Annotated in this window: 14 protein-coding genes; 3 read left to right on the top strand and 11 right to left on the bottom strand. The window is 48.4% G+C overall.

Going from position 1 to position 21,963, the window contains the following annotated elements; all coding sequences use genetic code 11:
* Positions 1-31: 31 nt before the first annotated feature.
* The 9 genes from MKY19_RS15475 to MKY19_RS15435 all read right to left on the bottom strand — a co-directional run bounded on the left by MKY19_RS15475 (position 32) and on the right by MKY19_RS15435 (position 11,094).
* Positions 32-922 carry a carbohydrate ABC transporter permease gene (locus MKY19_RS15475; protein WP_339795846.1) on the bottom strand — a complete coding sequence of 297 codons (891 nt, stop codon included), beginning with the start codon at positions 920-922 and terminating at the stop codon, positions 32-34.
* Between the two features lie 4 nt (positions 923-926).
* On the bottom strand, positions 927-1,901 hold the full coding sequence (locus MKY19_RS15470; RefSeq protein WP_339795844.1) for an ABC transporter permease subunit: 975 nt from the start codon (positions 1,899-1,901) through the stop codon (positions 927-929).
* A 201-nt stretch (positions 1,902-2,102) separates the two neighbouring features.
* Positions 2,103-4,415: a helix-turn-helix domain-containing protein gene (locus MKY19_RS15465; protein WP_076283709.1), complete on the bottom strand. Its 2,313-nt coding sequence runs from the start codon at positions 4,413-4,415 to the stop codon at positions 2,103-2,105.
* A gap of 183 nt (positions 4,416-4,598) precedes the next feature.
* Positions 4,599-5,402, bottom strand: coding sequence for a polysaccharide deacetylase family protein (locus MKY19_RS15460; protein ID WP_076283710.1), 804 nt, complete (start codon positions 5,400-5,402; stop codon positions 4,599-4,601).
* A complete protein-coding gene (locus MKY19_RS15455) occupies positions 5,395-6,453 on the bottom strand; it encodes a glycoside hydrolase family 88 protein (RefSeq protein ID WP_339241129.1) in 1,059 nt (352 codons plus the stop codon). Before MKY19_RS15455 ends, MKY19_RS15460 begins: the two co-directional genes overlap by 8 nt.
* A gap of 338 nt (positions 6,454-6,791) precedes the next feature.
* Complete coding sequence (locus MKY19_RS15450; RefSeq protein ID WP_339264794.1) at positions 6,792-7,706, bottom strand: N-acetylneuraminate lyase; 915 nt, start codon at positions 7,704-7,706, stop codon at positions 6,792-6,794.
* Between the two features lie 30 nt (positions 7,707-7,736).
* The gene (locus MKY19_RS15445; RefSeq protein WP_179086710.1) at positions 7,737-8,492 is read right to left on the bottom strand and encodes a carbohydrate ABC transporter permease; all 756 of its coding nucleotides are present in this window, start codon (positions 8,490-8,492) and stop codon (positions 7,737-7,739) included.
* A 199-nt stretch (positions 8,493-8,691) separates the two neighbouring features.
* Positions 8,692-9,636: a sugar ABC transporter permease gene (locus MKY19_RS15440; protein ID WP_076283714.1), complete on the bottom strand. Its 945-nt coding sequence runs from the start codon at positions 9,634-9,636 to the stop codon at positions 8,692-8,694.
* An 84-nt stretch (positions 9,637-9,720) separates the two neighbouring features.
* Positions 9,721-11,094, bottom strand: a complete 1,374-nt coding sequence (locus tag MKY19_RS15435) for an extracellular solute-binding protein (protein WP_339795841.1) — start codon at positions 11,092-11,094, stop codon at positions 9,721-9,723.
* 239 nt (positions 11,095-11,333) lie between these two features.
* Here MKY19_RS15435 and MKY19_RS15430 point away from each other — a divergent pair, with 239 nt between their 5' ends.
* The 3 genes from MKY19_RS15430 (at position 11,334) to MKY19_RS15420 (ending at position 17,251) form a co-directional block, all read left to right on the top strand.
* Positions 11,334-13,133, top strand: coding sequence for a sensor histidine kinase (locus tag MKY19_RS15430; protein WP_076283716.1), 1,800 nt, complete (start codon positions 11,334-11,336; stop codon positions 13,131-13,133).
* Positions 13,114-14,709, top strand: a complete 1,596-nt coding sequence (locus MKY19_RS15425) for a response regulator (protein WP_076283717.1) — start codon at positions 13,114-13,116, stop codon at positions 14,707-14,709. Before MKY19_RS15430 ends, MKY19_RS15425 begins: the two co-directional genes overlap by 20 nt.
* Before the next feature lie 109 nt (positions 14,710-14,818).
* Entirely contained in the window at positions 14,819-17,251 is a 2,433-nt protein-coding gene (locus tag MKY19_RS15420; RefSeq protein WP_339795838.1) for a LamG domain-containing protein, read from the top strand.
* Between the two features lie 219 nt (positions 17,252-17,470).
* Here the strand turns inward: MKY19_RS15420 and MKY19_RS15415 are convergent, their stop codons facing one another.
* Positions 17,471-18,439 (bottom strand): alpha/beta hydrolase, encoded by a 969-nt coding sequence (locus MKY19_RS15415; protein WP_339804336.1) that lies wholly within the window; start codon positions 18,437-18,439, stop codon positions 17,471-17,473.
* Between the two features lie 245 nt (positions 18,440-18,684).
* Positions 18,685-21,936 carry a chitinase N-terminal domain-containing protein gene (locus MKY19_RS15410; RefSeq protein ID WP_339804333.1) on the bottom strand — a complete coding sequence of 1,084 codons (3,252 nt, stop codon included), beginning with the start codon at positions 21,934-21,936 and terminating at the stop codon, positions 18,685-18,687.
* Between the last annotated feature and the right edge of the window lie 27 nt (positions 21,937-21,963).

Below are 21,963 nucleotides of genomic sequence, written 5' to 3'. Positions count from 1 at the left end.
TCAAGAGCCTTCAGCCCAGTGATATCAGTCGTCAACCCTTGACCGACCCAATAAGTACACCTTTGACGAAATGTTTTTGTAGGAATGGATACATACATAAGATCGGCGTGACAACGATGACGACGGCAGCCGCCTTCAGCGCCTCTGGTGTCAGGAGTACCTGCTCCAATGCCTCATTCCCCCCCATGTTGTTCAATAAGTTACTGTCCACCAGACTAATCATCTGATACAGCTTGACCATAACGGTCAGCTTCGTTGATTCTGTGATATACAGCATTACGTTGAAATAACTGTTCCACCAGCTGACAGCGTAGAACAGAGACAACGCCGCCAAAATCGGCTTGCATAGCGGCAAATAGATTTGTAAAAGGATCCGCCAGTCGCCCGCGCCATCGATGGATGCCGACTCCTCAATTTCCTCCGGCAACCCTTCCATAAACGTCTTCATCACGAACATGTTATACGTACTAATCAAGCCTGGAAGCCATACCGACCAATATGAATTCATAAGCCCAAGCGACTTAATCAAAATAAAATTTGGAATCAATCCAGCGACAAAGAGCATGGAGATTGTAATAAACATCAGCAATACGCTTCGTCCCACCAATCTCTTCCTTGAGAGCGGGTATGCTGCCATAATCGTCATTACTACGTTTAATAGTGTTCCGATAATCGTAACGACGACGGTATTTCCCATCGCTTTGATGAGCTGTCCATCATCGAATAGCCGGCCATAAGCAACGGTATTGAATTCAATTGGCCACAAGAACACTTCACCGGACGTAATTGCCCTGCTGCTGCTGAAAGATGCCACGATTTCGTACCAGAAGGGAAATAAGGTTAACAACGAAATAACACCCAGGATTGCGTAAGCGCTTACCATTGCAAGTTTATTTAAGAGTCTTTTTTCGGTTCGTATCATCGGATCACCACAACCCCCGTTCCCCGAAAAGTCGGATCAGTCGATTGACGCTGAGAATAAGAATGACACCAATGATGGATTGAAACAAACCGATGGCCGTCGTGTAGCTGTAGTTCATGTTCTGAAGCCCTACCCTATACACATACGTACTAATGACATCGGCCACATCCAGTACGGAATTATTCTGGAGAACAAGGGTCTGCTCCAATCCGACATCCATCATTTGTCCCATTCGAAGAACGAGCAAAATGGCTATGGTACCGCGAATACCAGGCAATGTGATATGCCAGATTTGCCGCAGTTTGGCGGCGCCGTCGATTTTAGCTGCTTCATAGAGCTGAGGATCAATCGAAGCCATGGCCGCCAGATAAAGAATGGTTCCCCAACCAGCTTCTCGCCAAATCCCTGCAATGGTATAGGCAATAGGCCACCAGAACGAATCTGCCATAAAATAGATGCTTTCCCCGCCGGTTATTTTCTTCAATAGAAGGTTCACGATTCCCGTACTCGGCGATAACGCAGCAATAACAATGCTCCCTAGCACTGCCCACGACATAAAGTGGGGAATGTACAGCATATTTTGCACGATCCGCTTATACCAGTTACGACGTACTTCATTTAATAAGAGAGCTAGTAGTATCGGAACAGGAAAGCCGAACACCAGACTATACAAGTTAAGAACAAGCGTGTTTCTTAGAATCCTCCAAAAATCTGAGCTTGCGAATATCATTTGAAAATGTTTGAATCCAACCCAAGCGCTGCCGAATACACCGTCCGAGAATCTGTAATCTTTAAAAGCAATGACCTCTCCGACAATCGGCACGTATTTAAATAGAAAATAAAATCCGATGACAGGCACAAGCATTAGATATAAATGTTTGTCCTGCAGCATTCTACTCCAGATCGACCGCCTGTGTGTTCCGCTTCGTACTACATGCGATCCGGCCTGCGATTTCGCTGTCGCTAACCTCCCTTTCATATGTTCTCATCCTTTCATATCATCTCGCCTCACCCTTTCGCATGAAAACATGCGACTGATGAATGCTACGATTCAAATTGTAGGATAAGAAGCCTTAACCCGGAAAGAGACGCCTTATGCTATGAGTGACTTTTCTTACAAGATGTCGGGTCGCATTTTTTATGCTTCGTTCATTTTTTTGTGATGAGTTTCGTAAAAATCTTATTCCACGGTGATTTCGGCATTCGTATCTAGCATCCAATCCCGATGTTCCGAAGGCGTCATGCCTGTATATTTCTTAAATGCCCGTAAAAAGCTTCGAGTATTGTTATACCCAACCTCTTCGGCAATATCGTTGATTTTGCGATTCTTATCTATGAGCAAACCAACAGCAGCTTTAATCCGTGTCTCAATCAAGTAATCAATGAAGTTCTTCTCGGTATGCTCTTTGAACAATTTGCTGATGTACGTAGGAGTGAGCTCAAACTGATCAGCCAACTGTGCAAGTGAAAATTCGCTTTCTCTATAATGCTCCTCGATATAGATCAACATGGCCTCGATCAATTTATTACTGCCCCGCTGCTCCCGCTTCTCTTTTACTTTGCTTGCTATCTGCGTAAGCACGTCCAGCACGATCTGCTCCAGTACCTTCCAATCATGACAACGGTTCATTCGTTCGTGTAGATTGCCCATGCTATCTAGTACTTCGTCTGTTTCAATGCCTGTCACAGCAATGGCCTGCAACGATTTTATCACCAGCTCATAGGATAAATGCCGGATGAGTTCCGGGGACAGACTGTTCCCAATCGCCTCCTGGTATAAGAGTGCAACAGTTATCCTGATTTTCTCGATCTCCGTGTGCCTAAGCGCTTCAATAATGCGCTCTGTCATTTTAATGAGCCGGTAATAATATTGATTATCCGAGCCGATCAAATCTTCAAATGAGATAACGGCATGGCTGCCGAACACCATGCGATATTGCAGTGCTTTTTGTGATTGCTCATACGATGTCGGAATATCCTTCATATCGAAATAACATCTACCTACCCCTGCCGTTACGCATAGTCCGAACTGATGCTTCATAATGTCCAGAATGAGTTCAAGAATCGTTAGGGCATGCAAATGGTTCTGTTCCACATCTCCTTCTGCGAAGCTAAAAATAATGGCAGATCTACCTGAACCTAAATCGATTGCAATGCCGGCGGTCTCCATATTGATCAACTCTTCGGCGACATTACAGAACACATAGGTATATAGCGTCTCATCCTTGGAGCTCATACTGCCTTCTTTCTCAATCTCAGCTGTACAGACGACAAACATGCTCGGATGCAATGGAAACCCAGTAAATTCTAACTGGATGCTTACGGACGAATACTCAGTTCGATAACCCGCTAACATATCCATCACGATTCTCCATTTCAGGATCGGCTTGGAGTCCCGAACTCGCTGCTCCAACTGCTCGCGATCCATGAACATTTGATCAAATACCGTCTCTAAATAATCAAGTCTGGCGGCGTGCTCCGGCTTCATTGGTTTGAATGCGCCAGTCATTTTATTTGCCAAGCGATCCAGCGGTCTAAAGGTTCGACGGTTCACGTAGAACAGCACGGATAATGCGAGTACGACCATCAAGACAACAATCCCGATCATAAGATTTCGAATCGATGCTAATGGATGGTACAACTGAGTCTCAGGAATAACGCTTACAATTCTCCAACCCGTATAATTGGACTTCGTATAGAAGATGGACTGCTTGCCTCCATTCCATTCGACTGCGAATTGCCCACTCCCCTTCTCACCTAGTATCCGGTTGATGTAAGGAATGTCTGTCATATTCTTATATAATTGTGATTTGTCATCATGCGTCACGATGTTCCCTTTGTCATCGATGATGAACGTATGTATTCCTTCTTGATTGCCATCGAACACATCGCTAATCATGCGGTAGAGTACCTCTTCATTAATATTGACAGCTACAAGACCTTTCCGGTAAGCCGGACTACTAATTAGCGGATAGGGTCGGATTAATGTGACGACATCCTGCATTTTCTCCCCATCCCATATCTTGTGCGTCGCGATCCACTTCGTATAACCATCCATATCTAGATAACTTCCTAACCAATGATCTTCTGACTCGTTTTTGTTGATATAAGCTTTATCGGTTAATACATCACCGCTCGTATTCGAGTAAATAAAGACGGAGGAAAATTGATTGTTGGCATGAACCATCGTTTTCAATTTGTTCGATAAACCGAAGAAATTCGCATACTTCTGTGAGACATCATCGTAACTGTCATACATGAAATACACGTATTCAAGTTGTTCAGATAAATTCAGCAAATCTTTCTCTGTTGAGCGAAACACGAGTTCGATCTTATCGTCGATCTGCTTGAGTAGCGCAATATGTGTATCTTTCAAATCGCTACGCAGACGTCCTACCATCCCGAAATAAGACAAGCTAAAGGTAAGGATAATAACGATGATAAAGATCGATCCATAAATCATCATAACTTTCCCCGAAATACTTAAGCGCATAACATATCCCTCCCTCAGCAGATGATTGGATGTCATTCATTTCGTCGTGAATTCCTATATCACTCTTTAAAATTCTAGAAATAGAAAAACTCCCTCCTGTTCCATCGTTTCTCTCTAGTTAAGAGCCTTGATGGACAAAAGGGAATCTATCTTGATTACGAATTCGTTGTTTGCGTGGTCAGATTACCGTACCAGTATTATTTGACTTCCGCCTTTCACTTCAATGACTTCACCATTCACTTCCAGCCATATCGAATGATAAGAGGGATTGTATACAAGATCCATCGCAGCAGAAAATCGTAGGCTCTGATAGATTCGCATGTAATCTACGATTTCGATGTTCGTCGCGTACCATATATCCTCACGACCACTAACCGATTCACAAAAGCTCTCGATTAGTTCCCAATTACTGTCTTGATCGAACTCGTAGCTGTGTCCCCAGATATACATCAAATAAAGATGCTGTCTTCGACCAAGCTGCTTGAATGTCTCGGTCAACGCAAGAAGGTTTTGGTTGTGGTGACAGGTCGGGTTCCACGCGAAGTAATCATCTGGCAGGTGAAAATTCCCATGACTTAGGACGTTTCTGGCATATTCGATCCCGAGGTGTGGGAGCATCTCTTGGATCTGGCGGTTGAATGAACCGTTGGGATAGGAAAACCCTCTGATCGGGTAGCCTGTGACTCGTTCTATAGACTTCCTGTCTTCAATTATCTCACCAACGATTTGCTCCCTTGAACATCGTGTTAGTGTCGGATGCGTAACCGTATGCACCGCGATTTCATGGCCTTTGTACAGATCCTTGACTTCTTCCAAAGGAATTCGTTCGTGATGTCCGGCCAGGCCTGAATTTAAATGGAAAGTTCCTTTAATGCCATATTGATTGAATAAGTGCAACAATCGTCTATCGGCTGATCTTCCGTCATCATAACTCATCGTGAGTACCTTATGTTTCCCCTCAGGGAACGTCAGTTGTACATTAGGCATAGAATTTTCCACAGTCTGCGTGTGCGAGTGATAACAGAATAAGAGTTAGCCCTTGGCCATACAGGGTCGGAATGCACGGAATTTCATCATAGGCCGCAATGCTCGGCATAACTGGCGTTCCTCCAGATACCCCTTGTACTGTACCGTCAGGGTCAATCCGATCTATAACGCCATGCAATGCCAGATTAATGGCTTTCTTGTATGAATCATCCAGCCAACCTAATCGCATACCAGCTAACCAACCCGCCGCGATGCCTGCGCTCCCGGATGTCTCCTTATAAAATTCGGATTGATCCATGACGGTACTCCACATGCCAGATACCCCTTGGAAATGCCGTAGTCCTGCTGCAAGCCGCTGGTATCGTTCTACAATCTCATCTGAAAATGGCGTCGTGGTACCAATCTCCTCCGCAATCCAAGGAATTGCGAGGATGACCCATGCATTCGCACGCGTCCAACGAGCGGAGGACATATGATTCTTCTCCTCACAATTCCAGCCATGGAACAATACACCCGTTGACGGATCCTGAAGCACACGTAAATGGCTAAGTAGTTGGAATTCCGCTTCTATCGCGTATTTGCGATCACCAGTTAGCTTTGCAAGTCGAGCCAGAAAGAGTACGGTCATAAATAAGCTGTCCGCCCACACTTGTTCGGAAAACTGAACATTCTCCGTGACTGTATGCTCAAAAGTACCTTCCCGCGTGCGTGGTGCTTCCGTTAGCATCCAATCCCCGACATTGAGCGCGGTATCCAAGTACCAATGTTCGCCCCCCAGCCGATACAAATCAGGGAAGATCGCATACGGCGCCATGGAATTGATGACATTTACTTGCTCACTCAATTGTTTATTTCGAGCCGTCCATTGAAGCAAATATTCGATGGCTTCATGATTGTTCATTAATTTGCCGTAAGCCAGAATTGAAATGACGCCGACGCCCGGAACCCAATCCCAGCTATCGATACCCATTCCCCAATCATTCGTCGTCTTATCGATCATCCGATGATAGACGCGATCCGCTAGTTCAGCTAGTTCATCTTTTCCCAACATCTAGATCCTCTCCCCTGAACAAGAATCATACTTTTGTTGTTCCCTTTCAAAAGGCTCTATTGTAAATGTAAAGGATATCCCCCTCAAAACTTGAGTAAATGTTCAGGTTTTATGGGGAATTTCCAAATTAGCAAGAAAGCATTGGAATAACACATGGTAATATTCACTTACTGCTCATCATTCCTTTTGGAACAGAAGCGCATATCATGGGTTTGTTTTTCCGTGACAGGTTTATTGGACAAAACAAGATATTTTTGCCTGGAAGGTGAGGGCAAGCTGCTAGTTGCGCCGATCGCATGTATTCTTTACATCCTGGCTCCATTGTCATCATCAATTTATTACACTTGATAAGCCGATACCTTCAAAACAGCACTTTTTTCATAAAACGTTCGGATTGCCGCTGTCTCTACCTCCGTCAGTTGCTTTAGCGGCTGCCTTGCTCTGTACGAGCGGATAATGCCCTGTGCATAGCAAATATACTTCTCATAAGGGATCACATCGAAAGACACCATATTCGCAATGACCTCATTCGCCTCGCCCTGCAGTTCTGAAAGACTTGACCAGTTCCCATGTTCCGCTTCTTGATACATCTGAACGAATAACGGAGCCATCATATTATAGGTGCTGCCTATAGCGCCGTCGGCTCCAGTGAGCGCGCCAGCCGCATACACCTCATCATGTCCGTTAAAGATTAGAAAGCGGTCTCCGCAGCGGGCACGAATTTGCTGCATCTCGAACAGGTTGAGGGATGTGAATTTGACGCCGATGCATTGGGGATACTGGGCCATCTCTTCGTAGAAATCCATCGATAATTGGACGCCTGTCGCTCCCGGGTAATGATAGATAAGCATCGGCAGCGGGACAGCGGCCATAATTGCAATATAGTGTTCCTTGATCTGTTCAACTGTCGTCTTGTAATAAAACGGCACCACTGCCGACATCGCATCGACGCCCTGCCGTTCGGCATGACGCGCCAACTCGATCGAAGCTTCCGTACCTATGGCTCCGACGTGGGCAATGATCGTTGACTTCCCCTCCGCCGCGCGGACGACTGTCTCCAGCACCTCTTGCCTCTCCACCGTATTCAGGATGAAGCCCTCACCAGTACTTCCGCCTACATAAAACCCTTTAACGCGCTGGCTTTGCAAATGTCGAACTAGACGGGCAAGTGACTCATGATCAATACTACCGTCATCGTGCATCGGCGTAATAAGCGCGGTATACACGCCTTTGAAATCATAAGAATTAGTCATCTCTATCGGCTCCTTTTTTTAAAAAAACTATCAACCCTTTACGCTCCCTGCGGTCATTCCCTCGATCAAATATTTCTGAATAAATGCGAAAATGACGATAATCGGTAAAATAACGATAACCCCGCTTGCGAGCAATCCGCCCCAGTTGGTCGAACCCATGCTTTCCATCAATTCGGCGATGCCGACCTGAACGGTCTTTGCGTCGATAGAGCTGGTTAAAATGAGCGAGTACTGGTAGTCGTTCCATCCGAGAATAAATGCATATAGTGTGATTGACACCAACCCCGGCAAACTAAGCGGAATAATGACTGTGAACAGCGTCCGCCACTTGCCTGATCCGTCAATCGCCGCTGCTTCCTCCAGCTCGGGCGGTATGGTACGGAAAAACCCGCTCATAATCCACACACCAACAGGTATCGTCAGTGTCCCGTAAATTAAGACCAAAATCGCTTTCGTATTCAGCAGTGAAAACGCTGCCGCTATTTTGTACCAGGGAATCATGATCAACGGACCCTGAATCATCTGGGCCAGCACGATTAGCACGACGACCAGGCTAACGCCGGGTACCTTATAGCGGGCCAGACCATAGCCGCTAATGCAGGCGATGGCTCCTGTAACCAGTGCGGTGATACCGCATACGATAATTGAATTGAGCAGCAGTCGGGGCAGCTGAAATCCTACATCGCCAAGCGCCCATCTGTAATGATCCCAAGTCAAATTGTCCACGATCCAGGTCGGAATCGTTGAGAACATTTCCGTGTCCGACTTCAGCGTCGTGACGATCAACCAAGCGAACGGCAGCAGCGTGAATACCATCAACAGCGCCAGCCAGACATAATTTGCCGTTCTTTGAGCAAAAGACTCTTTCATAAGTCGCACCTCGAATCATGCATCGTTGTTAGTGGTACTACCCTGCATAGTACAAGCAGGACCAAGACTCGTAAGAACATCGTTTTAATCGGGTATAATATCGTTCCTCTGATGCCTATTCTAGGTTTCGGCCGAACAGACGCGAGTAAATACCGACGAGAATCAATACTATCGCCATCGACAGCGTAGCGATGGCCGAACCTTTGCCGAGATCGAAGTAAACGAATGAATTCGTATATAAATACGTCGGCAAAATACTGGTCGAATAGCCCGGTCCACCGTTCGTCAGCGCCCATATCATTTCGAATTTGGTCCAGGAGGAGACAATGCTGACAAGCCCGGTGACGTACATGATCGGCTTGAGCATTGGCAGCGTAATCCGGGTAAACCTCTGCCACGCGGAAGCCCCATCCATATGCGCCGCCTCAATCATTTCTTGGGAGATGCCCGTGAGTCCAGATAGCATCATCAGCGTAATATAGGGGAATCCCTTCCACGCCGACGTTAGCAGCAGTGCGGGCCAGACCAGTTGTTCATCTCCAAGCCAGACGATATTTTCCGAAATCAAGTGAAACATTTTTAAATAATGATTGAATAGTCCGTAATGACCGTCGTAAATCCACTTCCAGACAATGCCGATAATAACGACCGGCGATACCCATGGAACCATCATCAATCCACGCCACAACCCTCTGAACCGTATCTTGCTGAACAGAATAATTGCGGCGGGTATTGCAATCGCGAATTGAAGGGCAGTGGAACCCAGAACCCAGATGAAGCTGTTCCAGAAAATTTGCCAGAAAGCTCCGTCATTCACGAGCAGCTCCTTGTAATTACCGAAGCCGTTGAATGACATGCCACGTCCGGAGATGAGCGAATAGTCGTACAAGCTCAGCCGGATCGTTTCCACAAGCGGATAAAATTGAAATACTACAATATAAAGGACGACGGGCGCCAGCAAAAAATACCCGAAGCCGAATTCCCGAAAAAACGCCGAAACGCGTCCCCGCTGTCGGTTGAGCGGCGGATCCTGCCTATCTAGCCTCAGTATGTCGGACATTTCTTACGCTTCCTTTCCTTCACCGGTCCCATAACATCCTGTGAAGCTGCAATGGCTCGGCATGCAGCTCCAACGGAGTCTGGCCTATTCCAGTTTTGACTTGATTTTGTCAATGCCGTCTTTGATGGCGGCATATGCCTCTTCTACCGTCACTTTGTTGTTAAGCAGCTTGGCCATCTGTTCCTGAACGATGACTTCCATCTCGCTTTGTCCCGGAATTTTGTCCATCGGAACGCCGGATTCATCCAGCAGCTTGCTGAAGTCGTTCAGCATCGTCTTGTGTCCCTCTATCGCTTTTGGATAAATTTTTTCTGACTTCTTGATAATTTCATCGAGGCTTGTACTCTTGATCGCCGTCACGTTGACGACGGACGCTGCCGTGCTGTTGAATTCCTGGGATGACCATTCCTGAATGAGTCTCCAGGCGACTTCCTTGTTTTTACTGTCCTTGAACATCGCGATACCGACGTTCGATACCGGCGCTTTGGCTGATGTGCCTGAAGGCCCCTTCGGATACGCAATCGTACGGGAGACATTGACGATGTCTGGGTTAATGCTGTATACATTGGCTGTAAAGAACGTTCCCGCCGCAATCATGCCAACCTCGCCATTGCTGTATGCGCGAAACATTTCCGGGTACCCCCAGGTCAGATGCGCTTTCGGCTGATAAGGCTCCAGATTTTTGAAATGCTGAAGCGTTTCCAGGTATTTGTTTTTGCTCTCAGCTGACGTATCGCTCAGCAGCAGATTATTGCTATATGCGGCCGTGAACGGCACACGGAATGCGAACCGGGCTGTTCCAAGCGGATAGCCGAAACCGTACTTGCCGTCTTTCGTCATCGCCTTGGCTGCTTTCTCAACATCCTCCCACGTTTGCAAGTCCTCCAGCTTCATGCCTGCTTCGTTCAGCATTTTCTCATTGACGATCATCGTGAAGGAGTTCGCTAGATTCGGTACAGCGTACAGTTTGCCATCCTCTTGGGCATATTCCATCGTACCCGGCAGAAAATCGTCCTTCTTCAAATGCTCGCCTTCTTGCTCAAAATAGGGGGTCAAGTCTTCCAAGCCGTTCAATCGAACCAAATTGGTGATGTCTTGCGTTTGTGTGAGATCCGGGACGTCCCCCGAATTTAACATGACGGATAGTTTTTTCTCCATATCGGCCCACGACAGATACATGTACTCGATATTGACGTTCGGATATTTTTCCTTCATTCTCGCCTTGAACTGTTCAGCCAGCTCTTTCTCCGCCTCTGAAGTTCCCGGATAGACGAACCGGATGTCAGCCTTGACTGTGTTCCAGTCGATGGCCTCTCCGCTTGCCGCCGTCGATGGCGGCTGGCTGTTCTTTCCATTCTCTGCCGCGTTATTCCCGCCAGATGTTCCGCATCCGCTCGCTAACAGCGACAGTGCAACAACCACCGCGCCGAACCCAAATCTCTTTTTCCCCCTGCGCATATCTGATCATCCTCCCGTTTGGACTTGTCTTGCTTGTGCACAATCCCATCTTACCCGCAGATTCGATATGCAACAATGCGGCAATTTCAAGGTTTAGTGGACTTCGTCAAGTAACTGGTTTCGATCTTCTACCTCCATATTGAATGTAGAGAAAGGATTTGCTAATGTAACAGTATAAATTGCTTATAACATTATTTTCCTATGCGGATGATCAAGCGCCGCCTGTTGGGAGGCTTTCCATGTTCGTATTCAGACATCTGCAAACGAAACTGTTCGTATCCTTTGTATTACTCGTCCTCATTCCGCTGCTGACGCTCGGCTTCTTTTCGTTTCGGACCGCCACCTCCTCTCTAGAGAAGGAAACGGAGCAAAATCAAGCCCAGACGGTACGCTTGATCGGCAATAACATCAAGCTGATGCTAGACGACGCCGGAGACATTACTTCCTACATTATGAATAACGTTAGCTTACAAAGCTTGCTCAGTCGGGATTATAACGGACCGGTCAACACTGAACAGGCTGCCGCACTTGCTTATCTCGACAACATCAAAGCCGCCAAAAAATACGTTAGCTTCCTTGTTATCTACGGCCAAAACGGCTTTTTGTACCGCGATTTCAGCGAGTTTTTCCGGCAGGTCATCCCTTATTCAGACTTCGCTGAGATGCCGCTATACACCGCTGTTGCTTCCCGGGACGGCGAGGCATTCTGGACGTATTACAGCACCCCCCTATTTACATTCGGGCACAGCTACAATGAAATTATGATTGGACGGCGGATCGTCGATTTATATGACCCGGACAACAAGCTCGGCTTGCTTTTTATGGGTGTTAATCGTGACGCTATCGGCAATATCATTCAGGACATTGAGATTGTGCGCTCGTCTAACATCTTTATTTTTGATGACAACTACAATCTTGTATCGAGCAAAAGTCAGGACAACGGATTAAAAAAAACACTGATGGACGATCTGAAACTCAAGCAGCAGCTTTCACTTAAGTCGCATTCGGAGATCTATGATATTAACGGAAAGCGTTATTCCGTCGCCAGTACGGTCGTGGAACCATATCTTTGGAACATTGTAAGCCTCACACCGCTGGAAATTATCCGTAGCCAACACCGAATCATGCTAAATGTAACTCTCGCCCTATCGGTATCGCTGCTCGCTCTCGTCGGGTTCTGCTCGGTATTCCTATCGCGCAGTATTACAAAACCGATTAAGAAGTTACTCCGTTCCATGAACAACTTCAAACGGGGCGACTTCAACCAGAATGTCGAGGTCACCTCACGAGATGAGATTGGATTGCTTACCCAAAAGTACAATGATATGGTCATGGAAACGAACAGTCTCATTCAGAAAGTGTACATTAGTCAAACAAAACAAAAGATGATTGAACTTAAGACGCTTCAGACTCAGATCGAACCGCACTTTCTGTACAATACGCTGGACTATATTTTCCTTAAATCGAAAATGAACGGTGATGATAATACAGCCCAGGTAACGCAATCCCTGACTGAGCTCTTCCGTCTTTCTCTTAACAAGGGTAAAGATTATTATACGATTCGTCAGGAGCTGAGCCAGGTCAAGGCCTATATTCATATCCAATATGCCCGCTTTCCGAACCGATTCATTCCTTGTTATGAGATCGATCCTGACATCATTCACTTCTATATGATGAAGCTACTGCTGCAGCCATTGGTGGAAAACGTGATTCTACACGCCTTTAGTACAAAGCGGGCACAGCCCGGCACGCTCTCGATCAGAGGAAGAAAACTGGACGAGCAGCGGGTTGAATTCGTCGTCGAAGATGATGGATGCGGCATGAGCCCGGAGATGGCAAGTTCTCTGCTTGAAAGTGATACCAGCGGCACCGGTTATGGCATCCGTAACGTCAATGAAAGACTGACTATGATGTTCGGGCCGGAATACGCACTACGTATTGAGAGTGAACTGGGGCATGGCACGCGTGTTATGCTGGTTATCCCGCTCATATCAGACGAAAACCAATGGAGGCTGCTTTATGAAAATCATGGTCATTGACGACGAACCCATCGTACCTCAAGCCCTTCGTGCCCTTATTCCATGGGAGGAGCATGGTTTTACTTGGCTTCCGCCTGCCGATAACGGAGATGAAGCGCTGGAGCTTATCGAGCGAGACAAGCCCGATCTGCTGTTACTGGATTGCCGGATGCCGGGCAAAACTGGCCTGGAGCTGTTGCAGGAAATCCATGCGCGGGAGCTGCCGGTTAAATCGATCATCTTGAGCGGACACGACGAGTTCACGTACGCACAGCAGGCGCTCAAGCTAGGCGCACTGGATTATTTACTAAAGCCACCGGATCTCGACCAGCTGCTGAATGTTGTCCTATCCATCCAACAGCAATGGAAAGATGAGCAAAAGCTCAAAAGTCAACTTAAGGACCATCTGCCGCTGATCCGTTTCCGTTTTCTTACTTCTTTGCTGGAGGGCGCCTGCTTCAACGACGATCTGTTCGTGGAAAAAACGGAGTTCCTACACATCCCTCTACGGATCGGTCCCGTATATCTAGCAATCATCGAGTTGGACGAAGATCCAGACTTTCCGAAAAACTACTCTTACGAAGATCAGCAGTTGATGAACTTTGCTGTTATGAATATAGCTGAGGAGACGCTTGCGGCATGGCCTGACAAATTCTTAATTTGTCCTGAGCACAACCGATTCATTCTGCAGGCCAATGTCACACCGTCGCAGAAGGCTCAGTTTCGGGAGGATTTGTGCAGACTGGTAAGTAATCTGCGCGAGGCGCTTCACTATATGGTGATGATCGGGGTATCGGTGCAAGGGATGAGCCTCAATACGGAGGGCAAACATCTCTATCAATCGGCTCGGACGGCGTTGGAGTACAAATACTATACCGGTCAAAACCAGGTCGTGTTCGTTGAGGATCTGGAATGGGAAAATACCGTCTCACCGAATCAGAAGTTTCCAGCTTCCACTCCAGTTGACGAAGCGCTTCAACTTGCGCTCAAAGTCGGTAATCCCGATCAGCTCACCCGATGGCTAGAGGACTTTATCCAACATTTGAAGAGCCGCGACTATCCTGTACAAGTGACCAAATCCATTGCACTCCAGCACATGGTGGCAGCTGCGGACTCGCTGATGGGCATGCACCCGAAGCTGGCACTCGACGAACTGCTTCCCGCAGGTCAAATTACGATGTTCTTCGAGACGTCTACGTTGGAGCAGTTAGTGGAAGAAATGCGACGCTATCTGGACGTACTTCTGCGGCGGACCCTCGATTTTCGCAAAGTCGGTAAAAACGCTATCGTGGAAAAGACAAAACGATTTATTGAGGATAATTTCAGGGAGTATGTGACGCTGGAGACAGCAGCACAGGCAGTCTACTTGTCGCCCGTCTATCTAAGCTTTTTGTTCAAGCAGGTCCAAGGCATCAACCTGTCGGATTACTTGACCGAAATACGGCTTGCCGAAGCGAGACGATTACTTGCGGAAACCTCTCTGAAAACCTATGAGGTGGCACTCCGCTCCGGCTACCAAGACGAGAAATATTTCTGCCGTCTGTTCAAAAAAAGGACTGGCCTGACACCGACCGAATACCGCAATCGCCAAAATTGATCAGCCATACCGCTCAAAAGATTAATATAATCTACCAAATCTAGACTCTATCCAATAGGTTAGAAAGAGTTGATTTGGTATGATTCTTAATGTAAGCGCTTAATATTTTATGTCCAAGGAGCTGATGATTCTTTTGAAACAAGCTGTTTCCTGTTTGCTGCTCGTTTGTCTTATGGCGGCTTTGGCTGTGCCAGCAGCCGCTACTGGTTACCGTGTCGATCCGAAACGGATCTATGCAAATGATGGCACCAATGATTTCTGGTGGTCTCATACGCGTTGTGCCACCCTGCCGGGACAAGGTCAAAATGGCACTCCGGCGATATTGTGCACGGCATCCAAAGATTTGAATGACAACCACTCTGACGTGTTTTATGACATCGCCTACACGGTCAGCACTAATCTTGGTGACAACTGGACGCCTTACAACGTTATCCCGCAATACGATTGGAAGACACTTCCGAATGGCTACAGGGGCATGCTCATCGATCCCGTTCCTGTCTATCATGCTGCAACCGGCAAGATCATACTTCTTGGCATGGCGCAGTCGTACGACGCCAATTACGGCAAAAAGCAAACCTATCCGGCATACGCCGTATTCGACCCAACTATCGAAGCCTGGAGTGCAGATTGGCAACTTTTTGATTGGCCTCAAGTATTCGGTCATGCGGGAAGCTCTTATCCGCACATAGACGAGCAGACGGGCAAGGTGTTATGGCCGATTCATTCGACCTCCGGCTCTGGCGCGCTGCAAGTTGTGACCGCCTCCTTCGACGGGACCTCATTGATATACGAAAGCATGAGCGGTACGGTCCCGAACACCGGCGTAAACGGCAATCGTTCAGGTATCGAGGCTTCGCTGACCAAGTTCGGCGGCGAATACTTTCTGACGAGCCGTGATGACACGAATAATCGTTTGACCAAGAGCATCAATGGTATCGACTGGCAGCCCGCCGTTGATCTACAGTGGGAAGACGGCACTCCCATCGTCGGAAGCATGAATACACAGATGCATTGGATGACGCGACCGGACGGCTTGTATCTCGTTTATACTCGGCAAGGTCCCGTCAATTCGGATGTGTTCCGATATCGGGCGCCTCTATGGATGGCCAAGATGAATCCGGAGACGCTGAGGCTTAAGAAGGAAACAGAGCACAACGTGATGCCGAACACGACCGACCGTGCGCAGCTCGGGAACTTTGGCACGTTGGATGTTACGCCAGAGCTGAGTATTGTGACCAGCAATGAGTGGAATTCGCTCCAACCTAACAGTACCATCGTGTCGCGTATCTGGTGGAAACGCTCATTGCTCGGGAGCTGGCCGCTGAACGAAACAGCCGGTATGACGGCCGTTGATACATCAGGTGCAGGACACGACGGATCGATCTCAGGTGCAGTACCGGGTGCGGAAGGGCAATTTGGTCCAGCACTGAGCTTCTCCCAAGCTGGCGATCACGTCAACCTTGGCCATTCTGCGGACGGCTCGTTTGACTTCGGCTCGACGCAGGACTTTACTATCTCGGCATGGGTCAAGACAAGCCATACCGGATCGATCCAATATATCGTGAACAAAGGCGATACCAACGGCTCCTTCTGGCTTCGCTTCGAAGCGGACGGCTCACTCCGATTCTTGCTCGATTACGGGAGTACGTTCGATGCAGTGCAGTCCGCCGTTTCCTTAGCGGACGGTAAATGGCACCATGTCGCTGGCGCGGCAGACCGCGATGCCGGACTGCGGCTATACGTCGACGGATCGATTGTCGCGCAATCGTCTGCGTTCCTGGGAGGCGACATAGCTAGCAACCTCCCCCTGACGATTGGTTCTAATTCAGCTTTGACGTTAAAGGGGCTGATTTCTGAGGTTAAATTATTCAATTATGTCCTAGAAGAACATGATATGCTTGCTCTTGGTGGTGTCGCTGGCAGTTGGAGCTTTGACGAACCGACGGTGGGAAGCGGCATTATCACAGCCAACGATATAAGCGATTACGAATACGGGATGCTTTTGAACGGCGTGGCTCGCAGCTCATCAGGCAAATCAGGTGGAGCTGTCCAATTCTCGGGAAGTGGACAATTCGTCAAGCTTGGTGATCCGGATTCCGGCATCTACGACTTCGGCACAGACCAAGACTTTAGCCTGACCGCTTGGTTTAGAACCAATGTTGTCGGCACGCCGAAATACATCATAAATAAAGGGGATACGAACGCTTCCTATGCCCTGCGAATCGAGAGCAACAATACAATTCGATTCTGGCTCGATTACGGTAGCACTGCCGATGTCGTGCAATCGACCCAGACGTATACAGACAGCAATTGGCATCATGTCGCGGCTGTAGCGGATCGGGACACGGGACTGAGACTGTATGTAGACGGTATATTAGTTGGAGAAAATAATTCGCTGCTCGGAGGTAACATCTCGAACAAACTGTCGTTGACCGCCGGACATAACTCGTCCTCCACAATGAACGGCCTAATCGACGAGGTTCGGCTGTACCGCTATGCGTTAACGGAAGAACTTTTACTGAACGAAATTGTAGGTGATTAAATCAGTGTACAGTTCCTTGTAGGACAAGTACTTGGACCTTACCGCTGATTCTCTCTTGATCGGCAGATGTGACACAAGAATTGGAATCAAACAAAAACAACCTAATGCATTATGAAGTGCACCCCTTAGAATAGACATTGGATAAAACCTTTGGTTTATCCAATGAAATTTTAGAGGGTGCACTTCAATTTCGGCAACGCAGTTTAATTATCAACCATACTATTGGATTTGTTTCATGTAAGCTTTGAATTCTTCGGCGATTTCTTTGTATTTTGTATGATGCAGGTAATGAGAACCTTCCATCGGGATCATTTTTCCCTGTGCGGATTGTTTGACCTGCTCTTCATGAAGCGGAATCCACTGTTTATTGTGCTCATTATTCGATTGAACAAAGAGAAGCAACGGCAAGTCTTTTGGCATTGTGAGTTTTTCTCCATTTTTAAAATTGGAACCGAGGTGGCTCAGTTCATTCATCAACGTTGGATTGGTCGCGACTTGATTCGAAATCAAACGCATCTGTTCTTTGGTATGCTCATCGAATGCAAGCGATTTATACGCATCTCCGCTCACTTTTTGGAACAATCTCATCAGACCTGATTTTTGAAGAAATTGCATGGATTTCAAAGGTAATTTGACATCCATCCCGGGTTGATTGGGAACGCTGCTATCGATGCCGACAAAAGCAAGAACTTCATCCGGATAAGTGTTCACATAGGTCGCTCCGTAAAGTCCCGCGATGGAATGTCCCATTAGAATGTAACTGTCAACACCCAGTTGCTGCAGAGCTTCGTGAACCTCACTTACTATATTCTCCGTCGTTCTTTCCTTCTCGGTTTCATCGCTCAAACCATAACCGAAAGGCTCGACCAACACGACTTTATAATTAGGGGTAATTTCATCGATCAGCAATTTGAAATCAAGTGCAGGCGACGGGGTTCCTTGTCCCGGTAGGAGTACAACGGTTTGTTCTCCGCTGCCTTGAATGAGCACATTCATCTTTTTCCCATCCACATTGACATACTGGCCATAGGATTCGATTTTCTTTTTCTCTATCCCATCGCTGATTGCATCAACGATAAACACGATGCCCATGAACAGCACGAGCGCCCCTACAATACCTCCGATTATTTTTAACCATAGGTTCCGTTTCTTGTGGCTCTTAGTCCCAGTTGTTTTTATTTCCACCATATTTGCCACGTTTATCTCTTCCCTTCTTGTCCCTGTATCTGAAGTGCCGCCTTGACGACATATTCAAAGTGTAATCAACTAAGATGTACTCATCGTGACGACAATATGAACGGAATATGAACAAGTCAAAAAGGAGGCGTTATATCTGAAAGATATAAGCACCTCCTGGAGACATATTTAGATCAACAGCAAATCGGAATGCAACACCTTGGAATACTTCTTACAAGATTTAAACGCTCATCGTATTATTTGTTGACGGTTACGTTTATGATATCACTTATGGTCTCTCCCGCTGCATTAACCAGCTCCGCCCGGTATTCATAATTGCCGGAAGCGCGACCAGTGACGTCAGTCGTAGCGTTCTGCGCCGAAGGCGTGTTGGCGTTTAGCGCTTGCGTGTCGATCAGTTGCCCGTTCTCATAAAGGCGGTACTCTGTGGCATTAGTGCCCCACCACAGATTCATCGTTACTTTATAAGAGCCATCTCCGTCCCAGTTGTCATGGGCCAGGACCGGTTTGCCCGGTGCGGCATCGCGGATCGTCACCGTGAGCGGCTGGCTCTTGGTTGTGCCGTATTTGTTGGTTAGCTCCACTGTGTATATATAGGTGCCATTCGGCTTACCGTAAAGCGCTGTGCTTGCCGTCTGCGCGGAAGGAGATACATCCTTCAGAGACTTGGAATCGATCAGTGTGCCATTCTCATAAAGCTTGTAGCTGGTAGCGTTATTGCCCCACCAGAGGTTCATGGTGACGGTAAAGTTACCGTCACTGAATCCATAACCGTAGCCGCTGTTCGAAGACAACACTGGCTGTCCAGGTTTGTCAGTTGCAAGCGCCGCTCCGCCAGTAATTTGGAACGTGTAGCTCTTTTCGGCAGTGTTGCCTGCGGCGTCGGTCACGACGTAGTTTACAGTATGGGACCCGGCACCCAGCTCCGCAGCATTCAGGGTCTGTCCGTCAGCTATGGGCTGTCCATCCAGCAGAAGCTGCTTGGAGGTGACGCCAGACAGATTATCTTCGGCAGCCAATACAAACTTAAGCTGGGCTTCCTCCTCTACATCTCCGACCGCATGACCTGACTCCGTCAGCTCCGCTGTCGGTGAAACCGTGTCGATATTAAGGCTCAGTGTCTTAGTTTCTTCCGCCTTTCCCTTGCCCGAAACCGCATGATAAGACAGCGTATGCCGTCCATCTTTGCTTACGGCCAACGGAGTGCTGTATACGGCTTCCGCACCGCCGTTCAGAGAGTAATAAACTTTAGCTGTATCAGAGTCGGCCTTCAGGGTTACTTCGGTGGGCTGGTTCAACCAGCCGGCAGCGTTCGGATTTACCGACAGGGTTGCCGTCGTTACCGGAGCCCCCACTTCTTCCACAATGCTGAAGTCTCCGAGACTTCTAGGCTTGAGTTGGTATACGTCTTTGAAGATCGCGGCTACGCCCGTAATATCGAGCTTCTGTCCTTCCGCATAAGGGAAGCTGTCTTTCGTGATGCCCGTCCGGGCATCCACCCGGATGTGATTGCTTGTCCCGTCATCGGCGATGGCGTCAAATTCAAAAGAACCGCTTGGAGTGGCTGTGATAATATTCGTCACTTTCACGTCTTTAAGCTTGAGCAGCTGACCTTGATTGGTATCGTTCACAGACGGCACGTCAACTGACTCGGGCAGCTTCGCAGTGCCGGTCTTCTCGATCTGCACAACTTCGGTCAACTCTAGCTCCGAATTGTACAGCGCCGTGGACGCTGTTACCTTGACCGTGTCGCCGGCATGGAAGCCACTTTGGCTCTGGTAGACATAAAGTCCGCCGGTCTCATCCTGCAGATAAAAGGTTTGCCCGCCGAAAATACCCGGCTCAGTCGTTACGATCCCCTCAACCGTCACCAAGGATCCAACAATCTTGGTCCGGGCTTCGCCGATGGAAACGGTCGCTGGAATCGGATCTTCCTCGTCCGGAAGCGGTTCTGCTGGGACGTTACCGAGCGTTACTGATTCGGTCTTCAGGTTCGTTCCGTTCTGGCGCAGACGCAGATTGGATGCAGCCGTGGTGCCCGGTTTGATCTGCACGGTCAGATCTTTGTAGGCATGGCCGTTCAAGTCTGAAGTCAGGCTAAAGTTGGCGCTGTAAGCATAGCTACTCGGCCAAGTGCCGTCACTGTTCTGGATCTTGGCGATCTGGGCACCGCTACTCACCTGGTAGATACCCAATTGGAAGCCTGATACGCTCGTATTGGCAGGGAGATTATCTGCGCTGACACGAATCTGGAAATCCTGCGCGTTCGGCAGCACCGTTTGGTGCGTGAAATTGTACACCGCACTTGCAGTAGCCGCCGGTCCGCCGTAAGAGCCCGCCTTGTAGCTGGTGCGGTCAAACCATTTGTAGCCGGCATTCGGAGCGGCCCATGGCTCTGGCTGCGGCTCGGTGGAAAGCGCCGGCTCTTCGAACGGCAGCAGCTGCGTCGGCTGATCCAGCGTCAGGCCACTTACCTTGGTGAAATCCGTATAGCTCTCTTGTTCGGCGAGCCAGTTAACGGTGTTCACCAGGAGCTCAGCATCGTCAGCCTCCTTGAAGCCATCGTAAGTCGTTTTTTTGGCACCGGTATCCTCGCGCAAATACTTCGGTGTGGCATCCTCGACTGGGGAGGAGTCGCCGAGAAAGGCGGCTTTGCCGGCACCTTTTTTCGCCACGGCCACATAAGGACCTTCCGCTACGCCGCCGCCATTGTAGACACCTTGGTCCACCGCGTTGCCCCAAGCATTGTTGGTTTTCGGTAGATAGACGATGCCCTTCGCCCGGGTCGGGTCGAGGATTGCCAGCGTGGAGCCGGCATGCATGGCTACACTTGATACTCCTGATGTAATACCGAAGGCCTGATCGGGAGCCACGATGTTGGTGGCGTTAATGTCACCGAGCGCATTGAAGCGGAACCGGACACCGAACTCTTCCGCCAGCCAGTCGGAGCTGACCACGCCTTGCATTGCCGCGGAACCGGCCTCTTCAGTGCTCATGCCTTTGGCCGGGTTGTCCCAAGCTCCGCGGCGGTAACCGTTGAATGCCTCATTGCCGTCCCAGCGGTTCTTATTGCGGTCCGCATTGTAATGATCGCCGATGAAGAAGATGCTGCCGCCGTTCTCCACGTATTCCGCCATAGCTGCCTGCTCACTGGATTTATATGGAATGTTAGATTCGGCCACGACGAAGACGTCATAGCTGGAAAGATCGCCTAGCGTAATCGGAGTGGTCTTACGAAGCTCTTTGACGTAATAGCCTTCTTGCGCAAGCGCATTACCAAAATCGGAAAAAGCGCCATCAATAACCCAGTCGGCCGCTCCGGCCGTCTGCGCGTGGGTATTGTCAAACAGAATTTTCTGGCCTGCATGCTCGTTGACCACTTTGGCTTCAATGAATGGGGCGGGGTCGCTTGGCCCCTCAGCGTATATTGCCGAGCCGGCTCCGAATGCGAACAAATGCAGGGGTACGGCAACAGATGCAACCAGCATGCTTTGTAGCAGCTTCTTATTCCAACC

The organism is Paenibacillus sp. FSL R5-0744 (assembly GCF_037972555.1).
GTDB lineage: Bacteria > Bacillota > Bacilli > Paenibacillales > Paenibacillaceae > Paenibacillus_AQ.
Note: the sequence above shows the minus strand (reverse complement) of the source record. Positions and strands in the feature narration are given on the sequence as shown.

Excerpts from the sequence above, each read along its gene's own strand:
- MKY19_RS15475 (WP_339795846.1), bottom strand. The coding sequence starts at position 922 with ATGATACGAACCGAAAAAAGACTCTTAAATAAACTTGCAATGGTAAGC.
- MKY19_RS15470 (WP_339795844.1), bottom strand. The coding sequence starts at position 1,901 with ATGAAAGGGAGGTTAGCGACAGCGAAATCGCAGGCCGGATCGCATGTA.
- MKY19_RS15465 (WP_076283709.1), bottom strand. The coding sequence starts at position 4,415 with ATGCGCTTAAGTATTTCGGGGAAAGTTATGATGATTTATGGATCGATC.
- MKY19_RS15460 (WP_076283710.1), bottom strand. The coding sequence starts at position 5,402 with ATGCCTAATGTACAACTGACGTTCCCTGAGGGGAAACATAAGGTACTC.
- MKY19_RS15455 (WP_339241129.1), bottom strand. The coding sequence starts at position 6,453 with ATGTTGGGAAAAGATGAACTAGCTGAACTAGCGGATCGCGTCTATCAT.
- MKY19_RS15450 (WP_339264794.1), bottom strand. The coding sequence starts at position 7,706 with ATGACTAATTCTTATGATTTCAAAGGCGTGTATACCGCGCTTATTACG.
- MKY19_RS15440 (WP_076283714.1), bottom strand. The coding sequence starts at position 9,636 with ATGTCCGACATACTGAGGCTAGATAGGCAGGATCCGCCGCTCAACCGA.
- MKY19_RS15435 (WP_339795841.1), bottom strand. The coding sequence starts at position 11,094 with ATGCGCAGGGGGAAAAAGAGATTTGGGTTCGGCGCGGTGGTTGTTGCA.
- MKY19_RS15430 (WP_076283716.1), top strand. The coding sequence starts at position 11,334 with ATGTTCGTATTCAGACATCTGCAAACGAAACTGTTCGTATCCTTTGTA.
- MKY19_RS15425 (WP_076283717.1), top strand. The coding sequence starts at position 13,114 with ATGAAAATCATGGTCATTGACGACGAACCCATCGTACCTCAAGCCCTT.
- MKY19_RS15420 (WP_339795838.1), top strand. The coding sequence starts at position 14,819 with ATGTCCAAGGAGCTGATGATTCTTTTGAAACAAGCTGTTTCCTGTTTG.
- MKY19_RS15415 (WP_339804336.1), bottom strand. The coding sequence starts at position 18,439 with ATGGTGGAAATAAAAACAACTGGGACTAAGAGCCACAAGAAACGGAAC.
- MKY19_RS15410 (WP_339804333.1), bottom strand. The coding sequence starts at position 21,936 with ATGCTGGTTGCATCTGTTGCCGTACCCCTGCATTTGTTCGCATTCGGA.